The sequence below is a fragment of the Rhodobacteraceae bacterium M385 genome, assembly GCA_025141835.1.
Lineage (GTDB): Bacteria > Pseudomonadota > Alphaproteobacteria > Rhodobacterales > Rhodobacteraceae > Gymnodinialimonas.
This window is the reverse complement of record CP081102.1, coordinates 649,985-675,987: the sequence shown is the minus strand read 5'-3', so window position 1 is coordinate 675,987 and position 26,003 is coordinate 649,985. Positions and strand designations below refer to the sequence as shown.

Below are 26,003 nucleotides of genomic sequence, written 5' to 3'. Positions count from 1 at the left end.
GTAGCTTTGCATTTTTTTGAACGCGGATGAAACTTTCTGGTGGGGACTTTCGTGGCTTCAAGCGTAACCGGCTCCCGATGGGGCCAACCGAGATGACATAAAGGACAGACACATGCTTCGTACATTGACCGCCGCTTCCGCCCTCGCCCTTGCCACCGCCCCTGCTTTTGCCGACGGCCACGCTGGCAATTCTGGCTACGCCCTGGCCGCTGACGGCATGACCTTGCACGTTATGGGCTCCATCGCCGCCCCCGGCGAAGTGATGAGCTTCGATCTGGCCAACGAGATTGACGGCATCGCATGGCGTCCCGTCACGGGTGAGCTTCTGGGCTACACCAACGGCGCGATCTACGTGATCGACACGACCTCGGGCGCGTTAACAGATGTTGAGGCCGCTTATGGCGACGGCGCGATGATCGCCGATGGCGCATTTACCGCGTTTGACTTCAACAACGGCATCGACGCTGTACGCGCCGTATCCAGCGCAGGCGATAACCTCGTATATTTCCCCGCAGGCTTTGGCGACAACGATGAACGCGCCAACACGGTGATCCGCGTCACCGATCTGGCCTACGCTGAAGGCGATGCCAACGAAGGCACGACGCCGATGGTCTTCGCCAACGCCTACACCAACGCGATCAACGGCATGACGGCGGAAAGCACGTTCCAATACGGGATCGACGCGGCAACCGACGCTCTGATCTCGATCGCCAACAACGCTGGCACTCTGGCCACCGTTGCCCCGATCACCGTTGACGGTGAGGCCGTGGATTTGGCCGCTGCGGGCGGCTTTGACATCGTTTCCCCAGAAGAAGGCTCGGACGCGGCGTTTGCGATCCTGCAAATGGAAGGCTCGGACATGAGCGGCCTTTACGCCATCGACCTGGAAACCGGCGCGGCCACGGCCCTTGCTGATCTGCCGATGGGCGGCCTGCGCGGCTTCGCTGTCTCCATGGGCATGTAACTACAGTCCCTTCCCGCAAGGAAGACCTCTCCTCACTGGCCCCGGCGCACCTGCGTCGGGGCCTTTTTTGTGCACGCTGAGCAGGGCGCCTTGGTGTGTGCAGCTAACTGAAGGTTGATCCATGCTGCCCGGAAACGAAGGCTCCAGAAGGGGACTGGGGAGCGACCTGGCCTGTAACAAGAGCCGCCGTTAAGACGCCTCTCCTTCGTTCCGGCGCATCTCGGCGCTTCCGCTAAGCCTCCTTTAATTGAACAGCACAGCGATGCCCTTTCCGCTACCCAATCGCCAAGCTTGAGTACGGTTCGTACCGCATAGGAAGCGGAGAACACGACAGGCGATGACGCAAAAGCCCTTGCGTATATGCATATTTTTCCCGGCATCATTGCCGGTCATGGCCTGTCCAATGCGTGGTAGAGGGCCGGGCCGACCCGCATTGGTTGTCAGGTTCAGGATCGCGCCCGCGCCGCTCCCCCCCTTAGCACACAAGAAAACGCCGCCACTGGGAAAGCCCAGTGGCGGCGCTATCAATGTGCAGACGCCGCTAGTGGCGTCAGCGAAGTAGGTTAGCCTTCGTAAGCAGGCTGTGCTTCAAGCGCGTCCTGCGTGCTGTCGATGTAGACCCGCACGTCGCCGCCTTCACCGCGTACGATTTGCAGTTCGTCAAAGGTCACAGCGATCGAATGCTCGCCCAAGCCAAGGAAGCCACCGATATCCAGCACGGCGCGGTCCAATGTACCGTCGTCGTTCAGCAGCAGCTCGCTGACTTCACCCACATCTTCATCGCCAGAGCCGTAGACACGGGCGCCGGTCAGGTCTTCTGCGGTCAAATCATCGCGTTCAACGGTCTCATAGCCGTCACGCTCGATCGTGGGTTGAGCCATCAAAGGACGTTCAGCATCATCCATTGGGGTCATGTCGGCGTCAGCGTCCATATCCATGTCGGAGTGCATTTCTTCATCGCCACCCATTGCCATGGAGGTACGCTCATATTCAGGCGCTTGCTCCACGTCAGCGGCAGCAGCGTTCACGACAAGGAAGTAATCATCGGAATCTTCGCCGTCGGATACGAACTGGATCTGGTCCATGTTCACGGCGACATCACGTTCACCGATGCCCAAGAAGCCACCAACGCCAACGATAACGGACTGTACGTCGCCGTCACGGGTCAGGATGATTTCGTTGATCTCACCGATGTCGTCCCACTCTTGCTCGCCATCATCGACGACAAAGGGACCTGTCTCGTTTTCGGTCACGTATACCCGTGCGCCAATCACGTCAGAGGCGTTCAGGTTCATCTCTGCATCAAAAGCTTCGCCCGAGAAGGGGCCGGAATGAGCGTCAGCGAATGCGCCAGTAGCCATAACAGATGCGGCAGCGGTAGTGATAAGAAAACGTTTCATGTTGTCTCTCCTTTTTCAGCGACGCGCTTAGTTCGCGCCTTGCATTGGAGAAACGGACGCCCTGCCCCTTTGTTCCGGTTTATTCGGCCGAATGCGGGGAGTTTATTTCTTTAGGACGATGGAACGAAACCGCGGTGAAAAGCGTTCGCGCCCGCCCGTGATGAATAGATGTCATCGCCCAACGGAACGAAAAAGGCCCCGCCGTTCCCGGCAGGGCCTTTCCCAATTCTATCGCAAAACGATTACTCGTCGTCTTGCTTCAGCGCGGCGCCAAGAATGTCGCCAAGCGATGCACCGGAGTCCGAGGAGCCGAACTGTTCAACTGCCTCTTTCTCTTCCGCGATCTCACGCGCTTTGATCGACAGACCTAAGCGGCGCGATTTTGCGTCGATGTTGGTGACACGAACGTCCAGCTTGTCGCCGACGCCGAAACGCTCGGGGCGCTGCTCGGAACGGTCACGGGACAGGTCGGAGCGACGGATGAAGGATTTCATGCCTTCATAGTCAACTTCGATGCCGCCTTCTTCGATCGCCGTCACTTCAACGGTGATGATCGAACCGCGCTTAACGCCTTCGATGGTTTCGCCGAAGGGATCGCCGTCAACCGCTTTGATCGACAGAGAGATACGCTCTTTATCGGTGTCAACTTCGGTAACAACGGCCTTCACGATGTCGCCCTTGCGGAATTCACCGATCATGTCTTCGCCACGGCCTTCCCAAGTCAGGTCGGACAGGTGAACCATGCCGTCGATTTCGCCTTCAAGGCCAACGAACAGACCGAATTCGGTGATGTTCTTAACTTCACCTTCAACCTGCGTACCTTCTGGGTGGCTCTCGGCGAACACTTCCCATGGGTTGCGCTGGGTCTGTTTGAGACCAAGAGAAACGCGACGCTTCACGGTGTCGATTTCCAGAACCATCACTTCGACTTCCTGAGAAGTAGAAACGATTTTGCCTGGGTGGACGTTTTTCTTTGTCCAGGACATCTCGGAAACGTGGACGAGGCCTTCAACACCGGCTTCCAGCTCAACAAATGCGCCGTAATCGGTGATGTTGGTCACGCGACCCGTGTGGGTTGTGTCGAGCGCGTACTTCGCGGCAACGGCATCCCATGGGTCGTCCTGCAACTGCTTCATGCCAAGGCTGATGCGGTGCGTTTCTTTGTTGACCTTGATGACCTGCACTTTGACGGTTTCGCCAATGGTCAGGATCTCTTTGGGGTCGTTTACACGACGCCATGCCATGTCGGTGACGTGCAGCAGGCCGTCCACACCGCCCAAGTCGACGAATGCGCCGTACTCGGTGATGTTCTTGACGACACCGTCAACCACGTCGCCTTCGTTCAGCTTGCCGATAACCTCGGCGCGCTGTTCGGCGCGGGACTCTTCAAGGATCGCGCGGCGCGACACAACGATGTTGCCACGGCGACGGTCCATTTTCAGGATCTGGAACGGCTGCTTGAGGCCCATCAATGGGCCCGCATCGCGCACGGGGCGCACATCAACCTGAGAGCCGGGCAAGAACGCAACCGCGCCACCCAAATCTACGGTGAAGCCACCTTTTACGCGGCCAAAGATTGCGCCTTCGACGCGCTCTTCTGCGGCATATGCCTTTTCCAGACGATCCCAAGCGGCCTCACGGCGGGCCATTTCGTGCGACAGCACGGCCTCGCCACGGGCGTTCTCGACGTTGCGAAGGTAAACTTCTACTTCGTCGCCGACCTCGATCGAGGGCGCTTCACCGGGATTTGCGAATTCTTTGAGTTCGACACGGCCTTCCATTTTGTAGCCGACGTCGATGATGGCTTGGCCCGCTTCAATTGCGATGACCTTACCTTTGACAACCGAGCCCTCGTCGGGCGTGTCAATTTCGAAGCTTTCGTTCAGAAGGGCTTCGAATTCCTCCATTGCGTTCATTGCCATGTGGCGTCTGTTTCCTATCAATTTGATGCTGGCCGCGCGGTTGTCTCCGCCGGTCTTGGTTTATTGGTGCGCTACCGCCCTTCGGGCTGCTTGAGCGCGGGTCGTCTTTTGCGCTACCGCCCTTTGGGCTGCTTGAGCGCGGGTATCCCCCACAATGCGCCGAAAACGAAAGAAGGCCGGAGCGACTCCGACCTGCCTGTACCTTCGCCCACGATTTATGCACCGTCTTGGACAGGCGCGCGTATAGCTGGGGTTTTCCTTGTTTGCAAGGGTTCCGCTGTCAGTTGGCCGTGGATCGCGCAGCCAATCCGTTTCGTGCCTGAACCTTAAGCCCCGCGCTTGGCCTGAACGGCGGCAATCGCTTCGGCAATCGCGGCCTCTGCGGTCATTTCGCTGGTATCAAGGATCAATGCATCACCTGCTGCCACCATCGGGGCCGCCGCCCTATCCGCGTCACGGGCATCGCGGGCACGGACATCGGCAAGAACGGTTTCAAAATCAGCCTCTTGGCCACGACCCGCAAATTCATCCAGCCGCCGCTTGGCACGCACCTCGGCGCTTGCAGTGACGTAGAGTTTCACCTCAGCCCGGGGGCAAATGACGGTGCCAATATCGCGCCCATCCAAAACGGCGCCGCCCATGCGATGGGCAAAGGCGCGTTGGAATTCCAGCAGCGCGTCGCGGACCTCTGGGATCACCGCAACCTTAGAAGCCGCCTGCGCCACCTCGGGCGTACGCAGGGCATCGGGCGTGGCAAGATCATCGGGGGTCAGGGCCAAGGCGGCCTCTATCGCGCGTTCTCCGCGCAGAACCCTTGCGCCCACGGCACGGTACAAAAGCCCGGTATCAAGATGCGCAAAACCGAATTTCTCGGCCACCGCGCGCCCGATCGTTCCCTTGCCCGCTGCCGCAGGCCCATCAATAGCAACTGTAAATCTCATGGTCTCTGGTTCTCACATTCCCGCCCCCCAAAGCAATTGGGGCAAGGGCTAAAAACGGAAAATTCCTTGTAGGAGACGTGACGAACCCAAAGCGCTACACGATCACCTGCGTTGTCAGGTCGGGGTCGTAGCCACCCGCTTTGGGCAAATCATCGTTCAGCTCGTAATAGCTACCCTTGTCGTCGCAGAAGATATGCGCCGCCAGCTTCAGACCGGGATCGCCATCAAAAGTGCCTGCAAAGATCGACATATTCACGCCGGGGCCATCCCAAAACAGGTTCGTGCCGCAGGTGCCGCAAAACCCGCGCCTTGCCGTGCCGGAGGAGGCAAACCACGTGACCTCTCCCTCAATCGTCAAGGCGTCACGCGCCACCGAGGTCGCCGCCACATGGTGACCGGAGCTCTTACGGCATTGCGTGCAATGGCAAGCAATCACCGGGCGCAACGGCCCCTTGGTGGTGAAATGAATTGCCCCGCACAGGCAGGACCCGCTTTGCGTCGTCATGCTGAACCTCTCTTGTTAGGTGCAGCCTATGCGCAGTTCCAGCCCCGCGCCAGTCGGCGTTTGGGGCCCGCGCCCCTCCTCGCTACGCTCCTCGCAGGACGGCTCAGGCGACAGGCACCAAAGTTGCCCCGAGCGCGCCCATCAGCGGCTCAAAAATCGGGAACGAGGTCAAGATCGGGCCTGAATCGTCAATCGTAATCCCCTCTTGGCTGGCAAAACCCGCGCAAAGGAACGACATGGCAATCCGGTGATCCAAATGAGTGGCCACCGTTGCGCCGCCTTTGACGCCGCCGGGGCCGCGCCCCTCAACGATCCACCAATCGGGGCCGTCCTCCACCGTCACCCCGTTCAGGCGCAACCCATCGGCCATGGCGGCAATCCGGTCGCTCTCCTTCACCCGCAATTCCTTCACGCCACGCATAACAGTCGCGCCTTCCGCATTGGCGGCAACAACGGATAGAATCGGATATTCGTCAATCATGCTCGCCGCGCGCTCAGGCGGCACTTCGATACCCTTCATATTGGGCGAGAACTTGGCCCTCAGATCGGCGACAGGTTCCCCGCCCTCTTCGCGCGGGTTCTCATAGGTCAGGTCCGCGCCCATATCCCGCAACGTCTCGAAAAGACCTGCGCGGGTCGGGTTAAGGCCGATGTTAGGCACCAACACGTCCGAGCCTTCCGTAATCAATGCCGCGCAGACCGGGAACGCGGCAGAGCTTGGATCTCGGGGCACCGCAATCACTTGCGGCTTCAATTCCGGCTGGCCCTGCAAGGTGATGACCCGCCCCTCCGCCGTGACTTCGGTCGAGATCACCGCGCCGAAACCCGCCAGCATCCGCTCACTATGGTCGCGCGTGGCCTCTGCCTCGATCACGATTGTCTCGCCGGGGGCATTCAAACCCGCCAGCAACACCGCGGATTTCACCTGCGCCGAGGGCACCGGCGTCGCATATCGCACCGGCATCGGATCGGTGGCGCCCACTAGGGTCATCGGCAAACGGCCCTGCGCCCGCCCATAGGCTTTTGTGCCGAATAATGCCAAAGGGTCCGTCACCCTCGCCATAGGCCGCGACCGGAGCGACGCATCCCCGGTAAACGTCACCGATATGGGCGAGGTCGCCATCGCCCCCATCAACAATCGCACGCCGGTGCCCGAGTTGCCGCAATCCAAAACATCTTCCGGCTCCGCAAAGCCACCAACGCCGACCCCGTGAATGGACCAGGTCCCGTCATCCTCTCGGGTCACATCCGCCCCGAACGCCCGCATCGCGGCGGCGGTGTCCAACACGTCTTGGCCCTCAAGCAAACCCGTCACCCGAGTCTCGCCCACAGCCATCGCACCAAAAATCAGCGACCGATGGGAAATTGACTTATCGCCCGGCACTTCTGCCACGCCCGTCAAAGCGCCGCCCTTTCGGGCCATCATCGGTTTCGGATCACCATGTCCAGACATGTCACGCGCCTCTCATTCAGGGTCGCTGCGGTGATAGACCCGGCCCGTCCCCTCGTCCACACCCCAAACGACACACGCCCCAGGCCTCCCCTTCATCTTGGCAAATACACCTCCGGGGGTCAGCGCCTCCTTCAGGAGGTGCTCAGGGGGCTGGCCCCCTTCCGCCCTCACACCTTTCGGAACGTCATGTAATGGGGCACCCGCCCCTCTCGGAAGGCTTTCTGCTCGTACCGTGTAGAGATCCAATCCCCCCACGGCTCCCGCCAATCCCCGGCCTTCTCCGCCAACCACTCAAACCCCGCTTTTGGAACTTCCTCCATGGTCTGGCGCACGTAATCCTTGATGTCAGTCGCCACGCGGAACTCTGCGCCGCCCTTCAACACACGGTGCAAAGGCGCCAAATGCTCTGGCGTCACAAACCGGCGTCGGTGATGGCGGGCCTTGGGCCAGGGATCGGGGTAAAGCAAAAACGCTTTCGCTATGCTTGCCTCGGGCAGCACATCGAACAAATCTCTAGCGTCGCCCGGATAAACCGCAAGGTTCTCCACCCCCGCTTCCCGGATCTTGCCAAGCAACATGGCAACGCCATTGATATAGGGCTCACAACCGATGATCGCGACGTCGGGATTGCTGGCGGCTTGATGCACCAAATGCTCCCCTCCGCCGAAACCGACCTCTAGCCACACGTCTTTACCGCCAAAGCGCTGACCCAAATCCAGCGCCTTGCGTTCTGGGTTCACGTCCCAATCAACGGCGCCCGGCGACAGGCGCGCCAAATCCTCTTCCAGATACCGCTCTTGGCTATCTCGGAGGTCATGGCCCTTGCGGCGGCCATAGAAGTTGCGGTGCGGGCGGTTGGGGTGAGGCTCTGTCATAATGGCGGCGGAGTATCTTGATCCTCGGCGCTTCTCAAGCCTTTGGCCCCAATCCGCGCTCTCCCCCACATCACCACCGCAAAAAACGCGAAGGCCACTGCGATATAAGTCAGGTGGAGCGCCCAGAACTGCGCGTCGCTTAGCCGATCTTCCGGGCGTTCACTGCGCATCCCCAAACCGGCCCAGATAATGAAAACGCTCAGGATCGCCGTCGCCGGTAATGCGATCCAAACGGCGTCCCGCCACCCCATGGCGCGCGCCTCGCGAAGCGCAAATCTGCGCCCAATGGCCAAGGTCGGCACGCTGGCCCAAACCAGTATCGAGACCGCGCCACCCAGACCGTTACCAAAGCGCGAGCCCCATCCATCGGCCAATGTGACCAGGAACATATAGATAATGAGCACCACCGTAGACAGGAAAAGCCCCAGCACATGGCGCGCGCCATAGCGCACATGCAACCCGCGCGCTCCTTGCCGTGTCACTCAGCTACCTTCGCCGCGCGTTTCATCTGGCCTCGGATCGCGGCCCAGAAGAACAGTTTGAAAAGCAGCATCAACACGACGGCAAGACCCACAAATGGTATCAAGGCGAGAAGCAGATCATCGCCGTTCTCATCCAGAAGCCTTTCCCATGCCACTGTATTGCGAGAGAGGCTCAGATAAGCGCCGGCCATCACCGCCCCGGTGAAGATCAGGGAACATATCGCGGCCAGCCCCCAGCCTTCACCACCGGACATGGCGCGGCCTTCATGGCGAAAAAAGCTCTGCCCTACCTGAAACGGCGGCACGACAAAGATCGAGGTACTCGCCCCGAACATTGCCGGTCCGGTCAACAAAGTCTCCGCCAAATCCGGTGCGAACCGCGACAGCAGATAGGCCACACCGAATAAAAGCGCCCCCATGCCGATCACCGACACGATGAAGCGGAAGACGTAATAGAGCAGTGATTTCGTCATACTTACAGCGCCGCCTTGATCGCGTCGGCCAAATCCGTTTTCTCCCACGAGAAACCGCCATCGGCCTCTGGGGCGCGGCCAAAGTGGCCGTAAGCGGCGGTGCGCGCATAAATTGGGCGGTTCATGCCCAGATGGGTGCGGATGCCGCGTGGGGTCAGGTCCATGACCCGGCCCAAGGCCCGCTCGATCTCGGATTCATGCACATGGCCCGTCTGATGGGTGTCGCAATAGATCGACAGCGGCTTGGCCACGCCAATGGCATAGCTCAGCTGGATCGTGCAGCGATGCGCCAAGCCTGCCGCCACCACGTTCTTCGCCAGATAGCGCGAGGCATAGGCCGCCGAGCGGTCCACTTTCGTCGGGTCTTTGCCCGAAAACGCGCCGCCCCCGTGGGGTGCCGCACCGCCGTATGTGTCCACGATGATCTTGCGGCCCGTCAGACCTGCATCGCCATCGGGCCCGCCGATCACAAATTTGCCCGTCGGGTTCACGTGCCATTCCGTATCGGCAGAAATCCAACCATCGGGCAATTCACCGCGAATGTAGGGCTCTACAATGGCGCGGACATCGGCAGAGGACAGCGACTCGTCCAGATGTTGCGTGGACAAAACGATGGAGGACACGCCAACCGGCTTGCCGTCTTCATACCGTACCGAAAGCTGAGACTTCGCATCGGGACCAAGCACTGCTTGTTCGCCGGATTTGCGCACCTCGGCCAGTTTCTTCAGAATCGCATGGGCGTAGTGGATTGGGGCGGGCATCAGTTCCGGCGTTTCAGCCACGGCAAAGCCGAACATGATCCCTTGGTCGCCTGCGCCTTCTTCCTTGTCAGCCGCCGCATCGACGCCTTGGGCGATATGGGCCGATTGTTCGTGCAGCAGGTTGGTGATTTCTACCGTCTCGTGGTGAAACTTGTCCTGCTCGTAGCCGATATCTTTGATGCAAGCCCGCACGATCGGGTCCACTTTGCCCATGTATTCATGCAGCTTGTCCTGATCGTTCAACCCCACTTCGCCGCCAATAACCACGCGGTTGGTGGTCGCAAAGGTCTCGCACGCTACACGCGCTTCGGGCTCTTCCGACAGGAAGGCGTCAAGGATCGCGTCGGAAATCCGGTCGCAGACTTTATCCGGGTGCCCCTCGGAAACAGATTCCGAAGTGAACAGGTAGTTATCACGTGCCATGGGGAGTGCTCCATTAAAAATTGCCCCACGCCAGGAAGCCGTTGTGGGGAAGTTCATGCCGCTTACGCCCCTTTGTTGCGCCAATCAATGGGGGCTGCGACGACGCACGGCAACAAGGGCAGCGCCTGTGACAAATATCGCAATCAGAAGTGCCGGTATGTCGCCCGTGCGGGAATAGAGCGTGAGCGGCAGCGCCGGCGGCAAGCGTGCGTCCAGCACCCCTTGGCTGTCCATCGGCAAGGACTGCACCACAGCGCCACGGGCGTCGATTACGGCGGAAACGCCCGTATTCGCCGCCCGGATCAACGGCAGCCCCTGTTCAGCCGCCCGCAGACGCGCCAAGGCAAGGTGTTGATAGGGCATGGAAAAACTGCCGAACCACGCGTCATTGGTGACCTGTACCATCCAATCAGGCCGCTCGACTGCATGGATGTAGCGGGGGAATATCGCCTCATAACATATCATCGGGAAGACTTGCCCAAAGGGGCCAAGGTCCATAAGCGCGGGACCAACACCGGGGCGATATCCGCCTGATAACTGCTGTGCCACCCCCCGAAGGCCAAGCCGTTCAGCCAGCGCCCGAAGCGGCAGATATTCGCCAAAGGGCACAAGGTGGTGCTTGTCGTAGACGCTGATAACCATCCCAGATGCGCCCAGATGCGCCAACATATTGCGCGGCTCATCGCCTGCGTATCGCTGACCGCCGATCAAGAGCTCGGCCTCACCGGCCGCCTCAGCAATGCGGGCGCGGGCATCCTCGGATCGGCCCAACAAGGTCGGTAGGCTGGTTTCCGGCCAGATAATGAGGTCCGGCGCGCCAAGGGGACCAGCCGCCTGAGCCGACAAGGTAAGACCGCGATCAAAGAACACAGGGATCATGTCGCGGCGCCACTTCAGGTGCTGGGGCGCGTTGATTTGCACGACACGCACCACGGGGGCATCCGCGGCAGGCTCGGGCGCGGGAGGGGCCAGAGGGATCAACCCAAGGGCGAGGCCGATGGCTACGGGAACCAAAGACCAGCGCCGATAGTCGGCCATGAACAGCGCCGCAGTGCCCGCAGAAAGGATCAGCACAACAAGCGTCAGACCATAGGGGCCAATAAAGGCCGACAGGGCCAGCGCCTCGCTTCCGATCAACCCGTGGCCCGGCTCCGCCCAGGGCAGGCCGGTGAACACCCGGCCCCGCAGTGCTTCCGTCAAGGTGAGCAAACCCGCGAAGGCCAGCGCCCTGACCGGGCCGGAACAAATCCGCGCAGAAAGCCATCCTGCAAGGCCCCAGAACAACGCCAAACCGCCCGCCAGAAGGACGAGCGCAAAGGGGGCCATCCAACCTGTCGCCAATGGGTCCACGAAGAATGGCTGCACGATCCAATGCACTGACAGGGCGAACCACCCGGCCCCGGCCGACCACGCCCGCCATGCCGCCTTTCGCGGGGAAGGGGCCGTAACGATCAGGGTCGCTACCACCGCAAAGGTCGGAAAAATCACGAACCACAGATTGAACGGCGCCAACGCCAACGCCGCGATGGCGCCAGAAAGAAACGCCAGCGCCAGCACCTGCCAACGGCCCCGCCAACGCCCTTGTGGTAAGATCACTCGGCAGCCTCTGCCGGAAGGCGCACGCGCAGGCGTTTGATCCGGCGGGGATCGGCGTCGATCACTTCGAATTCCACGCCCGAGGGATGCGGGACAACTTCGCCCCGTGCGGGCACACGGCCCGTCAAAAGGAAGACCAATCCACCGAGGGAATCGACTTCTTCCTCTTCCTCCTCATCCACTAGATCGACACCGATCTCGGACTCGAATTCATCCAATGGAGCACGGGCCAGCGCCAGAAACGCGCCGTCTTCCTCGCGGACCCAAGGCTGCGCTTCCTCAATGTCGTGTTCGTCCTCGATCTCACCAATGACCTGTTCGATCAGGTCTTCGATGGTCAGCAAGCCGTCTACGCCGCCATATTCATCAATCACCAACGCCATGTGGATGCGGTCCGCCTGCATCTTGGTCAGCAAAACGCCAATAGGCATCGACGGCGGCACGTAAAGCACCGGGCGCAGGCTCTCGGACAGCACGAAATCCTTGGCCCCGCCGTTGAACCCATGCTGCAACGCGATGTCCTTGAGGTGCACAAGGCCAATCGGCTCGTCCAAGGTGCCATCGTAGACCGGCAAGCGTGTCAGGCCGCTATCCCGAAATACCTGCACCAGATCGGGCAGGTCCGTATCGCTGGCAACCGAGGTGATCTCGGCCCGAGGAATCGCAACATCCTCCACCCGCATCTGACGCAGGTTCAGGATACCGGGAAGCCTTGGGCCGAAGGTATGAGGAGGGGGAGCGGTGCCGTTGGACGGGTCACGTTCGGGAACAGGGCCCGAAGCATCGGCACCAAAAATACGGGCAAAAAAGCCGGGCCTCTGGGCCGGGCTATCTTCATCGTCGAGCAGCGCGCCATGCGCCGCCGCAGACGACGGATCAGGATTTGAGCTCATGGCTCCTTTCCGCAAAAAAACCGGGCCAAAATTGCCCGTGCCGCCCTAATATGGGTCAGGCACCCCCAAGGTTGCAAGTATCTGCGTTTCAAACCCCTCCATAAGTGCCGCATCTGCATCGGTTTCATGGTCAAAACCAAGGCAATGCAGCAGCCCATGCACAATCAAATGGCTCACATGGTGGGCGAGCGGTTTGCCGCCTTCATCCGCCTCACGGGCACAGGTTTCAAACGCCAGTGCGATATCACCCAACTCTTCAGGCATGCCATTGGGGTCGGGCAGCGGCAAAGCGGGCATTTTTCCGGGCGTATTTGGTGCGCGGTCCTCGGCGGGCCAGGACAGCACGTTTGTCGGCGTGGGCTTGCCCCTAAACTCGGTGTTCAGCTCGGCAATCCGGGCGTCATCGCAGGCCATCAATGACAGCTCATAAAACCGCGACGTCAGGCCGAGGGTGGCAAGGGATGCCTCCACCGCCGCCTTGGTCATCTGAGCTAGGTCCAGCGCGTCCCAAGCGGGCGCCTCGATAAGGATATCAATCTCCATACCCCGCCCCTTGCACCCTCGCGGGTCGCCCGTCAATTGCTGCCCGCCTTAACCCACAGGGCCGTCTTTGTCGTACGCTTGGATGATCTTGGCGACCATGTGGTGGCGCACGACATCTTTTGCGGTGAAGTAGTTAAAGCTGATGCCCGGCACGTCCTTCAAGATGCGCTCTGCATCGGAAAGGCCACTGGTGACGCCACGCGGCAAATCCACCTGCGTGCGGTCGCCGGTGATGACCATACGGCTCCCCTGCCCCAAACGGGTCAGGAACATCTTCATCTGCATCGAAGTCGCATTCTGCGCCTCATCCAGCACCACGTAGGCATTGGACAGGGTACGCCCGCGCATGAAGGCCAAGGGCGCGATTTCGATGGTCTTTTCCTCCATCAACTTGGCCAATTGTTTGCCGGGAAGAAAGTCGTTCAGCGCGTCGTAAAGCGGCTGCATGTAGGGATCGACCTTGTCCTTCATGTCACCGGGCAGAAAGCCGAGCCGTTCGCCCGCCTCGACCGCCGGACGTGAAAGAATGATCTTGTCCACATGGCCGCTCATCATCTGGTTCACGGCGACCGCGACAGCGATATAGGTCTTGCCGGTGCCCGCCGGACCGATGCCGAAGGCCAGTTCATTACCATACAGCGCGCGAACGTAATCCTGCTGCGCTTGGGTACGCGGCTCTACCGTTTTCTTACGGGTGCCGATTTCCAGCGTGCCGCCTTTGAACATCTCGATCTGGTCGCCATCGCGCACGCCGGTACCGCTTGAGGATCCGTCCATTCGCACGGCGGCATCGATATCGCCGGGCTCCACCTCTTTACCCTGCTCAAGACGGGCATAGAGCCCCTCCAGAATCGTAGCCGCCCGAACGCGCGCTTCGCCAAGGATCGCCAGCAGATTGCCGCGGCGGTTGATCTGTACTGAAAGCAATTGCTCGAGCTGCGCCAGATTGCGGTCATACTCTCCGCAAAGCTCAATAAGCAGCCGATTATTGGAAAACTCGACAACCTGTTCGAGGGATTCGGGGGCAACAGTGGGGGCGCTGGACGGGTCCGCAGGAGGCAGCGTGTTGATTGCCAAAGAAATCTCCGGTTGGGCTGGTGCACCCCGGACAACCCGAGGCGTCTGTTCTATCCGAGTCTGGCCCCAGCGTCGTGTCTTGTCCACATCCCAAAGGGATCTGTCCCCAATATTTTGTATTTCGGGACAGTACCGCACGCAAAACCTGCCCATTTTCAAAGCAGAACGGGCGACCCATTGGGCCGCCCGTATGCATGAAATCTATTGGCGCACTTAGTTGCGGATGCGTGGCACGCGGTCCGCGATGCCGGGGCTACCCGAGCTGTAGTCGCCAATGATCGACCCGCGAGGTGCGGGCTCGGTGCAGACCGGCAGACCCGAGCGTGGGTCAAGGCGGCGCGACCAGTAGCCTTCAAGGCCATCGTCGATCATCCAGATGTGGCACCCGTCGGGGTCAATGTAGATGCCCGCTTCAAGACGCGAAAGCGAACCCGCATCGCGGCCCCGGTCTTCACCGATGGCAACAACAGGTGGCTCGCCGTTGGGGCCAACCCGTGCAGGGCCAACGCCTTCGAAGTTCTCGACACAGCCCATCAAGGCCAGTGGCGCAGCAATCAGCAAAGGAAGTTTAAAAACAGTCATAGTATGGTCCCTTCCTCCGCCTTAGCGGTAGCACACGATTTCGACGCGGCGGTTACGCTGCATGTTTGCAGCCGAATCGTTAGGCGCAACCGGACGGCGTTCACCGTAGCCAATTTCCCGCGCGACGCGGGCACCGATGGAACGAGCAACGTTCGCAACAGAGGCGGCACGACGCTCGCTCAAGCGCATGTTGTATTCATCAGAAGCACGGCTATCGGTATGGCCATAGATTGCGTAGGCATAGGCACCGGCTTGGCTGAAGAACTGTTGCAGGTACTGGCGGCCCGAGCTGGTCAGGCGCGCGCTATCGGTGTGGAACAGGGTATCTGTGTTTGCAACGCCGCAAGGGTTCACATCCAGGCAAACGGGCATGCCGTTCTCTGGGTTAACACGACCTTCCATGTAGCCTTCGATACCGCCGTCCGCGACCCAATGCAGGCAGCCATCGGGATCAACCCAAAGGCCCGGCTGGACCTGACCGGTGACGATAATCTGCTGCTGTTGCTGTGCTGCGACCGGCGCCGAGGTGGCCATAAACGCCCCCGCAACCAAGGCAGCAACGCCAAGCGAGCTTGTCATTCCGCGCGCAATTCTGCGTGTAAGAGCGTCTTTCACTCGTGCATCCCCCTATGTTCCGAACAGCCAAGCACATACACGCAAAGGCCTTCGATCAATAAATTCACTTGCCCCTTCGCGGACCTGGCAGGGCCGGAATATAAAAGGCTTAGATTTCGGCAAGATAGCACCTTATCCCCCGTTGGGAAGAGGTTTATTCGCCTCAGCGTTGCAGATTCGGAAACAGCCTGTGACCGATTCGTGCCATTTTTGCCGTTCAAGCGACGCGCAGTTCCCTATTCGACCGTACGGCTTGCAATTTATTGCCGAAAGAACCGCGCCGCTGTTCGCACGGGCCGAACGATCCCAGGAAATTGCATAGGATTGTTTCCAATATTAAGAATCTCGGCAGCCTTAAGTTTTGTGATGAGACCCAACCCCCCTGGATGTGTTAACCTTTCAGGACACATCGGGCGCCACATAGATCTCTGCCAAGGGCTCTACCCCTTGATCTGAGGCCCCGAGTAAACTGGGGAACTAAAATGATTAAAGCACTTACTTTTGCCGTCCTTGGGGGCGCACTTCTGCTTGGCTCTGGCGCACCTGCAACGGCCAATAACTACCAATACCATATGATCGTGAACACCGTCCAAGTCACCGTAAGCTGTTTCCGTGGCCCGTTTTCCGAGGTCATCTGGGACCGCCCCAACGCGGTTTTCATCGATAGCCTGGTGAACGCTGGCTATACATTCCCCGAGGCGCACGCCATCGGAGAGCGCGTGTGCCGGGATCCTTCCACCGTGGATCGGCCTGATATGGCGGTGCAGGTGATGCATCAGATCATCGCGCAGAACCCGCCGGGTTAAGCCGAGGCCAGCTTTGGCCACAACGGGCGGGATACGTCCCGCCCGACCGCCTTAAACCAACCGCCCCGTAAGCGAGTTGGTCATGCTCTCAATAATCTCGACCTCGGCGATCTGGCCGCGCAGGGTTTCGGGCCCTTCCACATGGACAGAGTGCAGATAGTCGGATTTGCCGATCATCTGGCCGGGTTTGCGGCCGGGCTTCTCAAACAGCACTTTCACGCGGCGGCCGACCATATCGTCTTGGGCGGCGCGTTGTTGTTTGGTCAGCAGGGCTTGCAGCCGTTGCAGGCGTTCGCTCGCCACTTCCTCGCTCACCTGACCTTTGCGCTCGGCGGCGGGGGTGCCAGGGCGGGCGGAGTATTTGAACGAATAGGCGGTGCCGTAACCCACGGTTTCCACCAGATCGAGGGTGGCTTGGAAATCCTCTTCTGTTTCGCCGGGGAAGCCGACGATGAAGTCGCCCGACAGGTGCAGATCAGGACGCGCAGCGCGGATGCGTTCGATCAGGCGGATGTATTCCGCTGCCGTGTGCTTGCGGTTCATCGCCTTCAGGATCTTGTCGCTGCCCGCCTGCACCGGAAGATGCAGATAGGGCATCAATTCGGGGCAATCGCCGTGCGCCGCGATCAGGTCATCTTCCATATCGTTGGGGTGCGAGGTAGTGAAACGCAGCCGCTCCAGCCCATCAATCTTGGCCATCTCCCGGATCAACCGCGCAAGGCCCCACGTGCCGTCAGCCGCTGCACCGTGGTAGGCGTTGACGTTCTGCCCCAACAGGGTGATTTCGCGCACGCCACGCTCCACCAGATCACGCGCCTCGCCCATCAACCGCTCTGCCGGGCGGCTCACTTCCGCGCCCCGCGTATAGGGCACGACGCAGAAGGCGCAGAACTTATCACAGCCCTCTTGTACCGTCAGAAACGCCGTTGGCCCGCGGGTGGCGCGTGCCTTGGGTAGCTTCAGAAACTTGTCTTCCTCGGGGAAGTCGGTGTCGAGCGCCTTTTCCCCCGCGTTCACGGCCTCCATCATCTTCGGCAAACGATGGTAGGTCTGCGGCCCCACGACCAAATCCACCAAGGGTTGGCGGTTCATGATCTCTTCGCCCTCAGCCTGCGCAACACAGCCCGCGACGCCGATTTTCAGATCAGGGTTCGCATCCCGCAACGGGCGCAGACGACCCAGTTCGGAATACATCTTCTCGGCGGCTTTTTCGCGGATGTGGCAGGTGTTGAGCAGGATCATATCCGCGCCTTCCGGCGAGTTGACCTGTTCATAGCCCTCGCTTCCCAAAGCCTCGGCCATGCGCTCACTGTCGTAGACGTTCATCTGACAGCCATAGGTCTTCACGAACAACTTTTTCGTGTTGGTCAGCTTCTTGGTCATCAGGGCGCCTCGCGCGGGATCAGGGAAATATCAACGGATGGGGTGTATCCTGCGGATACCTGCGGTTCAACCGACGTCACAATTGCAATATCACCCAAGCGAAGGCATCTTGTGGCCAACCAATAAGACCGAGCATACGACCCTATGAATTTCGACACTCTCACCAGTTTCAAGGCGGCCCCTGCGGCGCAGCTTGGCAAAGGCCCTTATGCGGTGCTGATTGCCGAGGACCGGGTGGAGCTTGCGTCTTCTCTGGATCACCTGCATTCGCTGGCCTTCAAGACGATCATCGTGCTCGCGCCTGAAGAAGTTGCCGTGCCCGATGCTCCCGAAGGGGCCAAGTCGGCCCAACATGTCGTGCGCCACCCTTCCCGGCAACCGGGTGCAACCCAAGCCATCGTTAACGCGCTGATCGAAAAGGTGCCGGGGCAGTGGATCCACTACTGCTACAACGGAGAGTATCTGTTCTTCCCCTTCTGCGAAGACCGCACGGTGGGAGAATTGGTGACATGGGTGAAAGAAGAACGCCGGGAATCGGTGCTGACCTATGTGGTCGACCTTTACGCTGGCGATCTGTCATCGCACCCCAATGCGGTCGATCTGGACGGGGCGTTGCTGGACAGCTCTGGCTACTACGCCGAAACCCGGCGCGGCGGGCCGGAACAAGATGAGGTCATGGAAAGGCAGCTAAACTTCTACGGCGGCTTGCGGTGGCGGTTTGAAGAACACGTTGCCAAATCCAAACGCAAGATTGACCGCGTGGGCCTGTTCCAAGCTGCCCCCGGCCTGACCCTGCGCGACGATCACACCTTGTCGAATGAAGAGCTCAACACCTACGCCTGCCCCTGGCATCATTCACTGTCGGCCACGATCTGTTCGTTCCGCGTTGCCAAGGCACTGCGCACCAACCCCGGATCACGCCACGACATTCCCGATTTCCGCTGGCACAAATCGGTGCAGTTTCACTGGTCCTCTATGCAGTTGATGGAACTGGGACTGATGGAACCCGGGCAGTGGTTCTGAAGCGATCGCCTCAAAGGTCTGTTCACAAACTGACTTGAGTTTTACGCAATGGCCACGCGGAGCCTAAGCCCACGTTAGCTATTTTTCGCCACCCTCCTGATTGAAGAACCCTCGATCAGGATGACCCCATGACGACTAATGGCGACAAAAGCCCCACAGCGCCCCTTCTTGTTCAGCAACCGCCTAAGAATACGTTCCCAAGGCAGACATATATGGTGCGCGACGGGCACGGCACCGACGAGATCAATCCGTTTCAACCCAATGATATCGTCGCCTTCGACATGGCCGAGATTGGCTGCTTTCAAGATGTCGCTGATCGGATCTCGGGCGGGGACGACCCGACAATCACCTTCGACAACGGGGATACGCTCGGGCTTTGCGGTATCCACGCGCGGGATCTGGACGCCGCTAACTTCGCCTTCTCTGTCGGGCCTGTGTCCTTCGTCGCCGGCACGCCGATAACCACCCAACGCGGTGATATCCCGATCGAAGAACTGCGCCCCAGCGATATTCTGTGGACCAAGGATCACGGCTGGCAGGCCCTGCGTATGGTCGTGCGTGAGGCTATGGAATTCGCGGTGCATGACGATAGCCCCAAGCCGATCCTGATCCCGGCAGGGGCATTGGGGCCAAATCAGCCGCAACAAGAAATAAAGGTGTCCGGCCAACTTCGCTTACTGCGCAGCATAGGCCACCACGGGGACGAGGTTTTGGTGCCCGCCGTTAACCTAATAGGCCGCAACGGTATCCGCCGGATGCGCGGCAAGAAGCGGGAAGAATACCTGAATGTGGTGATGGAACGGCATTCGATCATTCAGGTTGCCGGATGCTGGGTCGAAAGCCTCCTTGCAACCTCTCGCAGCCTGCCGAAACAAACGGCGGCTGCCCGACGCTTGTTGGACCACGCAGCAGAGATAACCCCGACGCGGCGGATCGAACGGCAAGGTGCCCGCCCTCGCAATCTTCGGACCGGATAGCAAAACGGGCGGCCCATTTGGGCCGCCCGTCACAAGGGTCAATGAGGCAGCGAATTAGGCGCTGGCAGTTTCAGCCTCGATCGCTTTGGCGGTTGTTGATCCGCCAATCTCGATCCGGCGTGGTTTCAGCGCCTCTGGCACTTCGCGCACCAGATCAATGTGAAGCATACCATGCTCGGCCACGGCGCCTGTCACACGGACATGGTCGGCCAGTTGGAAGCGCTTCTCGAACGCACGTGTGGCGATGCCACGATGCAGATAGGTCTGCTTTTCGTCCGTCGTTTCACGCTTGGCCGCGATCACCAGTTGATGTTCGCGCTGTTCAACGCTCAGGTCAGCGTCAGAGAAACCGGCAACAGCCACGGAAATCCGGTACGAATGCTCGTCCAGCTTCTCGATATTATAAGGGGGGTAAGTGGACTGGCTGGCATCCTGGGTCAGCACGCGGTCCAGCATATCTGCGACACGGTCAAAGCCGACAGTGGCACGGTAAAGAGGGGAAAAATCATAGGTTCGCATGGGTCATCCTCCATTGAGCGATAACAAGTAATTTGGGCCGCCCTGTTGTCAGGCACGCACCCGGTTGCTGTTTATGTCGGCCCGCTGGGCGGCACCGACCCATTAGATTTGGGAAGGGAGAATACCGGTTTCAAGACCCTAGATCAGGGACGAATAAACCGCGCGCCAATACCGCTACGCGCATCTGCGCCGTTCACGATGAACGAGGGCGTACCCCCCAATGTTGTCACCCCCACAGGCGTCGAGGCGCTGGCCCGATATTGCGACATCAACGTGGCCAAATGATCCTCGAGCATCACAGCAAGAGAGACATCACCCTCGCTCGATTGCGCGCTGGCCGAGATGACCGCTACCACTTCGGCGCGGCCCTGATTGACCCGCACCACCGGAGAGCCCGAGGCCCCCGACACCACCTGACAATTCATTGCCCGTACTGATTCCTGCCGCTGAAGAATTTCGCAACCCTCTTCGATCGAGGCATAGCCCTCGCGTTCGCGACCATAAGATACCACCGTGACACGGCCTTCACGCCAAGGCGTACGCGCCGTGGAAATTGGCACGATAGACGTCATCGAGATCGGCATCGACAGCTCCAAAAGTGCCAGATCGCGACCAATCATATCGAAGTCCGGCCCTTGCTCCGGGTGGTAACCCGGCAGGACAATAATCCGTCGCACATTGCGGACTGCCTCGGCATGGCCATTCCGGAGCCCGGCCAGAAAGGTCAGATCAGAGGCATCAAAAGCGCGGGACGTCTGCGGATGGAACACGCAATGGGCTGCGGTCAGCACCAAATTTTCACGAATGAGAGTGGCGGTGCAAAAAGAAGCGCCGGTATCGAGCCGCCCGACGCCCCGCCAAACCTGCGCTTCGGCGCCACTGTTAAGGGCCCGCAAGCCTCCATGGCCCTCGGTCAGTTGCACCTGCGGCAACCCCTGCGCGAGAGCGGGGAAACTGGCGCCGACAGCGACACCGACTGCACAGGCAACCCCTGCGAAAAATGACCAACCCATCGGTGGCTCCTCAACCGTTTCGGTAGGGCGTAATGGTCAAGCGCGGCGAGAATATGACCAGAGTGGGGATCAACCGGGGGATGCGGGAGGGAGCCCCTCCGAGAAGGCGGTGTTTGGGGCAGGTGTGGGATTGAGTTGTATTTGCCAAGATGAAGGAGGGGCTAGGTTCGCGATTGTGGGTTGAGGGGGAAGCCTAGCGCAGCAGCGGCACGGCAGGCGTGTCACGGTTGCGGTCCAACGCGGGCGGGCGCGGACCGCCTGTGGCCCAATCCAGCAGCTCTACCGTATGGACGATGGGCACGTCAGTCGCGCCGCCGATCTGCATCATGCAGCCGATATTGCCCGCAGAGATGATATCGGGGCGAAGGGCTTCGAGGGTCTGCACCTTACGTGTTTTGAGTTGCCTTGAAATTTCCGGCTGCATCAGGTTGTAAGTTCCAGCGGAACCACAGCACAGGTGGCTGTCAGCGGGTTCCAGCACAGTGAAACCAGCGCGTTTCAAGAGGTCTTTGGGGTAAGTTTTGATCTGCTGGCCATGTTGGAGTGAGCAAGCCGCGTGATAGGCCACGCGAAGGCCATCGGCGGTGTTTTGGACCGTCTCCGCTGGCATCAGGTCTATCAAGACTTCGCTAATGTCTTTGGCGATCTCAGCTACCTTTCGCGCATCTTCGGCCAAGATCGGGTCTTCCTTAAACATATGGCCGTAGTCTTTAACCGTTGTGCCACAGCCCGAGGTGTTAATCACAATGGCATCCAAGCCCGCGCCTTGGAGTTCCGCTGTCCAGGCGCGGATGTTCCGCGCGGCGGCAAGGTGGCTTTCGTCTGATTTACCCATGTGGTGGGTCAGCGCGCCACAGCAGCCCGCCCCCTCGGCCACCACGACCTCGGCCCCGAGCCGCGTGAGCACACGGATCGTCGCGTCGTTGATGTCGGTGTTCAGCGCCTTCTGTGCGCAGCCCGTCATCAGGGCCACCCGCATTTTCCTATCTTCCGCGGGAAAGGTCTGGGGATCATCATTGCGGCTGACCGGAGGGATATAGGAAGGCGCCATTTCCAACATCGCCTTAAGCCGAGCATCTGGCATCAATCGGGCAAAGGGGCGGCCGATTTTCGCCCCCAGAAGGGCCAGCCGGAACCGCGTTGGGTAGGGCAGGATGCGCGCCAGGGACCAGCGAAGGACCCGTTCAAAGAGGGGCCGTTTGTAGGTTTGCTCGATATACTCACGGGCATGATCAATCAGATGCATGTAGTGCACGCCCGAGGGGCAGGTCGTCATACAGGCCAAGCATGACAAGCACCGATCTACGTGTTTCACTGTCTTTTCATCGGCAGGGCGGCCGGTCTCCAACATATCCTTGATGAGGTAGATCCGTCCCCGAGGGCTATCGAGTTCATCCCCCAAGACCTGATACGTCGGGCAGGTGGCCGTACAGAAACCGCAGTGAACGCAGGTGCGAAGAATCTCGTTCGAGCGGGCGGTTGAGGGGTCTTTTAACTGCTCTGGCGTGAATGTGGTTTGCATATCAAGCGCCTCCCATCAGGCCGGGGTTCAGGATACCGTGCGGGTCGAACTTTGCCCTTAGCCCTTGTGACAGCTGCGCAAGGCCATGGGGTTCCGGTTGGAAAATGGACACTTGCGCCAAAACAGCATCGTGGGCTTTGAACAGGGTCGCATGGCCACCGCCATGGGCGGCAACGTCAGCTTGAAGCCGCGCATGCATGGCAGTGACCTCTGCATCCTCCGCGCCAGCGGCCATGCGCGCCCAAGCCAAGCCGCCCGCCCAATCGAACTGAACATCCAGCGCGTCTGAAATCGACGGCATCAACCGCCCCATCAGATCCGACGGTTTCATAGAGATGCGCCACACCGCACTGGCGTCGCCGGCAAAATCTGTCACGTCCCCCAGCCGTTTCCACAGGGCCGCTGACGAGGTCGAGTCCGCGATGACCTCAACCTCTCCCATCGCGCCCAACAGATCACGCAATTGATCGCACCGGTATCGAACTGAAACCTCTAAACCTTCCACCCTCAGGAAGGTGCCCTCCCCCGGAACGGCCGCCGCGCCAGACACATCGAAGGGCGACATCATCGCGCTTGTCATCACTGCCAAGGGGGCGCCCCCTCGCACAATCACCGTCGCGCCATTCAAACGCGGCAAAACTTTTAGCGCGACTTCAGACAAGACCCCCAACGTCCCGAATGAACCCGCCATCAGCTTGACCAGATCATAGCCAGTGACGTTTTTCATCACCCGCCCGCCGTTCTTTAAAACCTCTCCTCGCCCGTCCACAAACCGCACCCCCAGTAGCGCATCGCGACAAGCGCCCGCCTGCAATCGGCGCGGGCCCGAGGCATTGGCCGCCACAACACCGCCAATGGTCGATCGCCCCTCGCGCCCCAGAAGCGCCCGCATATCCGAGGGCTCAAACGCAAGCATCTGCCCTTCCGCAGCCAGTGCCGCCTCGATCTCCTCTAACGGCGTCCCCGCCTTTGCCACCAAGGTCAACGCGCCGGGATCATACATCTCGATCCCCGACATGGCTTGCAACGACAGCACCTCCGCGTCCGGCACCCTCCCGATCGCGCGTGTCCCTCCGCCAACGATCCGCAATGGTCCTGCAGCACCTGCCACCGCTTCGCTCAACTCAGCCTCATTGCGAGGGGTCAACATGGGGCCTGTTCCTTCATCTTGGCGAATACAACTCCGGGGGTCAGCGGTCTTTTTCTCTGAAAAAGATCGCTCAAGGGGGCTGGCCCCCTTCTCGGCCTTGCTTCAAGCCGCATGTTTTTTCTCTCGTCGTCCCACGGAGGCATCCAATGGAAACACCTTTGCCGGGTTCAACAACCACGATGGGTCGAACACATCTTTCACCCACATTTGCGCCTCAAGATCGGCGTCCGAGAACTGTGCTCCCATCAAGTCGCGCTTTTCCACGCCAACTCCGTGCTCTCCTGTCAGGCAACCGCCCACTTCCACGCACAGCCGCAAAATGTCCGCACCACATTGCTCGCACAGTTCTAGGTCTCCGGGCTTATTGGCATCAAACATGATCAACGGATGCATGTTTCCATCGCCCGCATGAAACACATTGCCCACCTTCAGCCCGTAGCCATCGGCGATGTCCTTGATCCCCGTCAGCACCCTGGGCAACGCCCCCACCGGGATGGTGCCATCCAAGCACATGTAGTCTGCCACCTGCCCCACTGCCCCGAAGGCGCTCTTGCGGCCTAACCAAATCCGAGCAGCTTCTTCCTCGGTCTGCGCTTCTCGGAACGCGACCGGATTGTGGGATTGCGCGATCTCCCGGATCAACGCCAATTGCGCATCAATTTCCGAAACGCTCCCTTCCACTTCCACGATCAGGACGGCCTCGCAATCAGGATAGCCCGCCTTCGCGTGGTTCTCCGCCAGCTCCAAAATCGGGCGATCCATAAACTCGATGGCGACCGGCAGAACGCCTGCCTTAATGATGTCGCTGACACAGGCCCCTGCGACCTCGTTGCTATCAAAGCCAATCAACACGGGCCGCGCCCCCTCGGGCTTTCGCAGGATCCGCAAGGTTGCTTCTGTCACCACACCCAACTGCCCCTCGCTGCCGCAGATCAGCCCCAGCAAGTCATACCCCCCACTATCGAGGTGCGCGCCGCCGATCTCCAACACGTCTCCGGCCATCGTGACCATGGTGACCCCCAAAACGTTATTCGTCGTCACCCCATATTTCAGGCAATGCGCCCCGCCTGAGTTCATCGCGATATTGCCCGCAATAGCGCATGCCAACTGCGAGGACGGGTCCGGCGCGTAGAAGAATTCCTCTGCCTCCACCGCCCCCGTGACCGACAGGTTCGTACGCCCCGTCTGCACCCGCACCACCCGGTTCTCATAATCCGTTTCAAGCACTTGGTTCATCCGGGCCACGCCCAGGATCACGCAATCGGCCGTAGGTAACGCCCCCCCCGCCAGAGAGGTCCCAGACCCGCGCGGCACCACAGGCACCCCTTCCGCGTGGCACAGCTTTAGCACAGACGCGACGTCTTCGGTCGTGCTCGGCAAGACCACAGCCAGCGGCGGACATTTGTAAGCCGTCAGGGCGTCGCATTCATACGCCTTGGTTTGCAAAGCATCGTGGATCACTGCCGCTTCCGGCAAAATCGCCAACAATTGCTCTACGATCCTCGGCTTTCGCGCAATGATCCCTGCATCAGGTTCCGGCATTTGCATAGGCTGACCCTCCCGTCACGCGCGGCTGCATCGCATGAATTGGTAAAATATTATAACCAATACCGCCTCGCATCAATCGTTTTCCCGCAAGGACAATCTGGCCCCTTGCGACCCGCGGGCTTCCCGCTCACAACAAGCGCCATGGAATGGGTCAAAGTCATACATTTGTTGTGCGTTCTGGGGTGGATGACCGGCATCTTTGCCGCGCCGCGCGCGTTGATCTTCTGGAAACGGGAGTGGGCCGCGCAGGGAGCCTTCGGCCCGACCGGAGATCTCACCATCCGCATTTACCGCTTTTCCCTCGGCCTTGGCGTGGTCGCGGTGCTCTCCGGCCTCTACCTTGCCCACCTCTGGGGCTGGCCCACATGGTCGCTGCTGAAATTCTGCTCCGTGGCACTGCTGGCGGGCCACTACGGCTGGACCGGACGCCTCATTCTTCGGGCTCGCCAAGGCATCTTCACCGAATCCGACCGCTGGCTCCGCATTTATAACGAGATCAGCGTCCTCGGCGTTATCGGCATCCTGATCCTTGTGGTCTACAAACCCTTCTAGCACCG

General features: G+C 60.1%; 26 protein-coding genes and 1 riboswitch. Of the genes, 5 read left to right on the top strand and 21 right to left on the bottom strand.

What is annotated here, in order from left to right; all coding sequences use genetic code 11:
* Positions 1 to 112 precede the first annotated feature (112 nt).
* Complete coding sequence (locus tag K3728_03435) at positions 113 to 964, top strand: DUF4394 domain-containing protein (GenBank protein UWQ96307.1); 852 nt, start codon at positions 113 to 115, stop codon at positions 962 to 964.
* A gap of 563 nt (positions 965 to 1,527) precedes the next feature.
* On the opposite strand, the gene K3728_03430 is transcribed toward K3728_03435, so the two are convergent.
* The 15 genes from K3728_03430 to K3728_03360 all read right to left on the bottom strand — a co-directional run bounded on the left by K3728_03430 (position 1,528) and on the right by K3728_03360 (position 15,469).
* Complete coding sequence (locus K3728_03430; GenBank protein UWQ96306.1) at positions 1,528 to 2,364, bottom strand: PRC-barrel domain-containing protein; 837 nt, start codon at positions 2,362 to 2,364, stop codon at positions 1,528 to 1,530.
* Between the two features lie 242 nt (positions 2,365 to 2,606).
* The gene (gene rpsA / locus K3728_03425) at positions 2,607 to 4,271 is read right to left on the bottom strand and encodes a 30S ribosomal protein S1 (protein ID UWQ97430.1); all 1,665 of its coding nucleotides are present in this window, start codon (positions 4,269 to 4,271) and stop codon (positions 2,607 to 2,609) included.
* A 341-nt stretch (positions 4,272 to 4,612) separates the two neighbouring features.
* Positions 4,613 to 5,227: a (d)CMP kinase gene (locus tag K3728_03420; protein ID UWQ96305.1), complete on the bottom strand. Its 615-nt coding sequence runs from the start codon at positions 5,225 to 5,227 to the stop codon at positions 4,613 to 4,615.
* Between the two features lie 94 nt (positions 5,228 to 5,321).
* On the bottom strand, positions 5,322 to 5,732 hold the full coding sequence (locus K3728_03415) for a GFA family protein (GenBank protein UWQ96304.1): 411 nt from the start codon (positions 5,730 to 5,732) through the stop codon (positions 5,322 to 5,324).
* A gap of 103 nt (positions 5,733 to 5,835) precedes the next feature.
* The gene (aroA, locus tag K3728_03410) at positions 5,836 to 7,185 is read right to left on the bottom strand and encodes a 3-phosphoshikimate 1-carboxyvinyltransferase (GenBank protein UWQ96303.1); all 1,350 of its coding nucleotides are present in this window, start codon (positions 7,183 to 7,185) and stop codon (positions 5,836 to 5,838) included.
* A 167-nt stretch (positions 7,186 to 7,352) separates the two neighbouring features.
* Positions 7,353 to 8,060 (bottom strand): tRNA (guanine(46)-N(7))-methyltransferase TrmB, encoded by a 708-nt coding sequence (locus K3728_03405; GenBank protein UWQ96302.1) that lies wholly within the window; start codon positions 8,058 to 8,060, stop codon positions 7,353 to 7,355.
* Positions 8,057 to 8,542 carry a hypothetical protein gene (locus K3728_03400; GenBank protein UWQ96301.1) on the bottom strand — a complete coding sequence of 162 codons (486 nt, stop codon included), beginning with the start codon at positions 8,540 to 8,542 and terminating at the stop codon, positions 8,057 to 8,059. The genes K3728_03405 and K3728_03400 overlap by 4 nt, the downstream gene beginning before the upstream one ends.
* Positions 8,539 to 9,015, bottom strand: a complete 477-nt coding sequence (locus tag K3728_03395; GenBank protein UWQ96300.1) for an ABZJ_00895 family protein — start codon at positions 9,013 to 9,015, stop codon at positions 8,539 to 8,541. Before K3728_03395 ends, K3728_03400 begins: the two co-directional genes overlap by 4 nt.
* Positions 9,016 to 9,017: 2 nt before the next feature.
* On the bottom strand, positions 9,018 to 10,199 hold the full coding sequence (gene metK, locus K3728_03390; GenBank protein ID UWQ96299.1) for a methionine adenosyltransferase: 1,182 nt from the start codon (positions 10,197 to 10,199) through the stop codon (positions 9,018 to 9,020).
* 6 nt (positions 10,200 to 10,205) lie between these two features.
* Positions 10,206 to 10,252, bottom strand: a riboswitch (SAM riboswitch).
* Positions 10,253 to 10,283: 31 nt separating this feature from the next.
* Positions 10,284 to 11,795: an apolipoprotein N-acyltransferase gene (gene lnt, locus K3728_03385; protein ID UWQ96298.1), complete on the bottom strand. Its 1,512-nt coding sequence runs from the start codon at positions 11,793 to 11,795 to the stop codon at positions 10,284 to 10,286.
* Entirely contained in the window at positions 11,792 to 12,688 is an 897-nt protein-coding gene (locus K3728_03380; GenBank protein ID UWQ96297.1) for a CBS domain-containing protein, read from the bottom strand. Before K3728_03380 ends, lnt begins: the two co-directional genes overlap by 4 nt.
* Before the next feature lie 45 nt (positions 12,689 to 12,733).
* Positions 12,734 to 13,231 carry an rRNA maturation RNase YbeY gene (gene ybeY / locus K3728_03375; GenBank protein UWQ96296.1) on the bottom strand — a complete coding sequence of 166 codons (498 nt, stop codon included), beginning with the start codon at positions 13,229 to 13,231 and terminating at the stop codon, positions 12,734 to 12,736.
* A 48-nt stretch (positions 13,232 to 13,279) separates the two neighbouring features.
* A complete protein-coding gene (locus K3728_03370; GenBank protein ID UWQ96295.1) occupies positions 13,280 to 14,461 on the bottom strand; it encodes a PhoH family protein in 1,182 nt (393 codons plus the stop codon).
* Between the two features lie 60 nt (positions 14,462 to 14,521).
* On the bottom strand, positions 14,522 to 14,767 hold the full coding sequence (locus K3728_03365) for a hypothetical protein (GenBank protein UWQ97429.1): 246 nt from the start codon (positions 14,765 to 14,767) through the stop codon (positions 14,522 to 14,524).
* 144 nt (positions 14,768 to 14,911) lie between these two features.
* Positions 14,912 to 15,469: an OmpA family protein gene (locus tag K3728_03360; GenBank protein ID UWQ96294.1), complete on the bottom strand. Its 558-nt coding sequence runs from the start codon at positions 15,467 to 15,469 to the stop codon at positions 14,912 to 14,914.
* A 518-nt stretch (positions 15,470 to 15,987) separates the two neighbouring features.
* On the opposite strand from K3728_03360, the gene K3728_03355 reads away from it, so the two are divergent.
* Positions 15,988 to 16,311, top strand: coding sequence for a hypothetical protein (locus K3728_03355; protein UWQ96293.1), 324 nt, complete (start codon positions 15,988 to 15,990; stop codon positions 16,309 to 16,311).
* A gap of 51 nt (positions 16,312 to 16,362) precedes the next feature.
* Here the strand turns inward: K3728_03355 and miaB are convergent, their stop codons facing one another.
* Positions 16,363 to 17,682, bottom strand: a complete 1,320-nt coding sequence (gene miaB / locus K3728_03350) for a tRNA (N6-isopentenyl adenosine(37)-C2)-methylthiotransferase MiaB (protein UWQ97428.1) — start codon at positions 17,680 to 17,682, stop codon at positions 16,363 to 16,365.
* 156 nt (positions 17,683 to 17,838) lie between these two features.
* Between miaB and K3728_03345 the strand changes: the two genes are divergently transcribed.
* Both K3728_03345 and K3728_03340 read left to right on the top strand, forming a co-directional pair.
* Entirely contained in the window at positions 17,839 to 18,717 is an 879-nt protein-coding gene (locus K3728_03345) for a hypothetical protein (GenBank protein ID UWQ96292.1), read from the top strand.
* Positions 18,718 to 18,845: 128 nt separating this feature from the next.
* Entirely contained in the window at positions 18,846 to 19,694 is an 849-nt protein-coding gene (locus tag K3728_03340; protein ID UWQ96291.1) for a Hint domain-containing protein, read from the top strand.
* Between the two features lie 54 nt (positions 19,695 to 19,748).
* Here K3728_03340 and K3728_03335 read toward each other — a convergent pair whose 3' ends face one another.
* The 5 genes from K3728_03335 to K3728_03315 form a co-directional block, all read right to left on the bottom strand.
* Positions 19,749 to 20,213, bottom strand: coding sequence for an Hsp20 family protein (locus K3728_03335; protein UWQ96290.1), 465 nt, complete (start codon positions 20,211 to 20,213; stop codon positions 19,749 to 19,751).
* A 143-nt stretch (positions 20,214 to 20,356) separates the two neighbouring features.
* On the bottom strand, positions 20,357 to 21,226 hold the full coding sequence (locus tag K3728_03330; protein UWQ96289.1) for a trypsin-like serine protease: 870 nt from the start codon (positions 21,224 to 21,226) through the stop codon (positions 20,357 to 20,359).
* 193 nt (positions 21,227 to 21,419) lie between these two features.
* Positions 21,420 to 22,748, bottom strand: coding sequence for a glycolate oxidase subunit GlcF (glcF, locus tag K3728_03325; GenBank protein ID UWQ96288.1), 1,329 nt, complete (start codon positions 22,746 to 22,748; stop codon positions 21,420 to 21,422).
* 1 nt (position 22,749) lies between these two features.
* The gene (locus K3728_03320) at positions 22,750 to 23,895 is read right to left on the bottom strand and encodes an FAD-binding protein (GenBank protein UWQ97427.1); all 1,146 of its coding nucleotides are present in this window, start codon (positions 23,893 to 23,895) and stop codon (positions 22,750 to 22,752) included.
* 105 nt (positions 23,896 to 24,000) lie between these two features.
* Positions 24,001 to 25,446, bottom strand: a complete 1,446-nt coding sequence (locus tag K3728_03315; GenBank protein ID UWQ96287.1) for an FAD-binding protein — start codon at positions 25,444 to 25,446, stop codon at positions 24,001 to 24,003.
* Positions 25,447 to 25,587: 141 nt separating this feature from the next.
* On the opposite strand from K3728_03315, the gene K3728_03310 reads away from it, so the two are divergent.
* Positions 25,588 to 25,998 (top strand): CopD family protein, encoded by a 411-nt coding sequence (locus tag K3728_03310; GenBank protein UWQ96286.1) that lies wholly within the window; start codon positions 25,588 to 25,590, stop codon positions 25,996 to 25,998.
* Positions 25,999 to 26,003 lie beyond the last annotated feature (5 nt).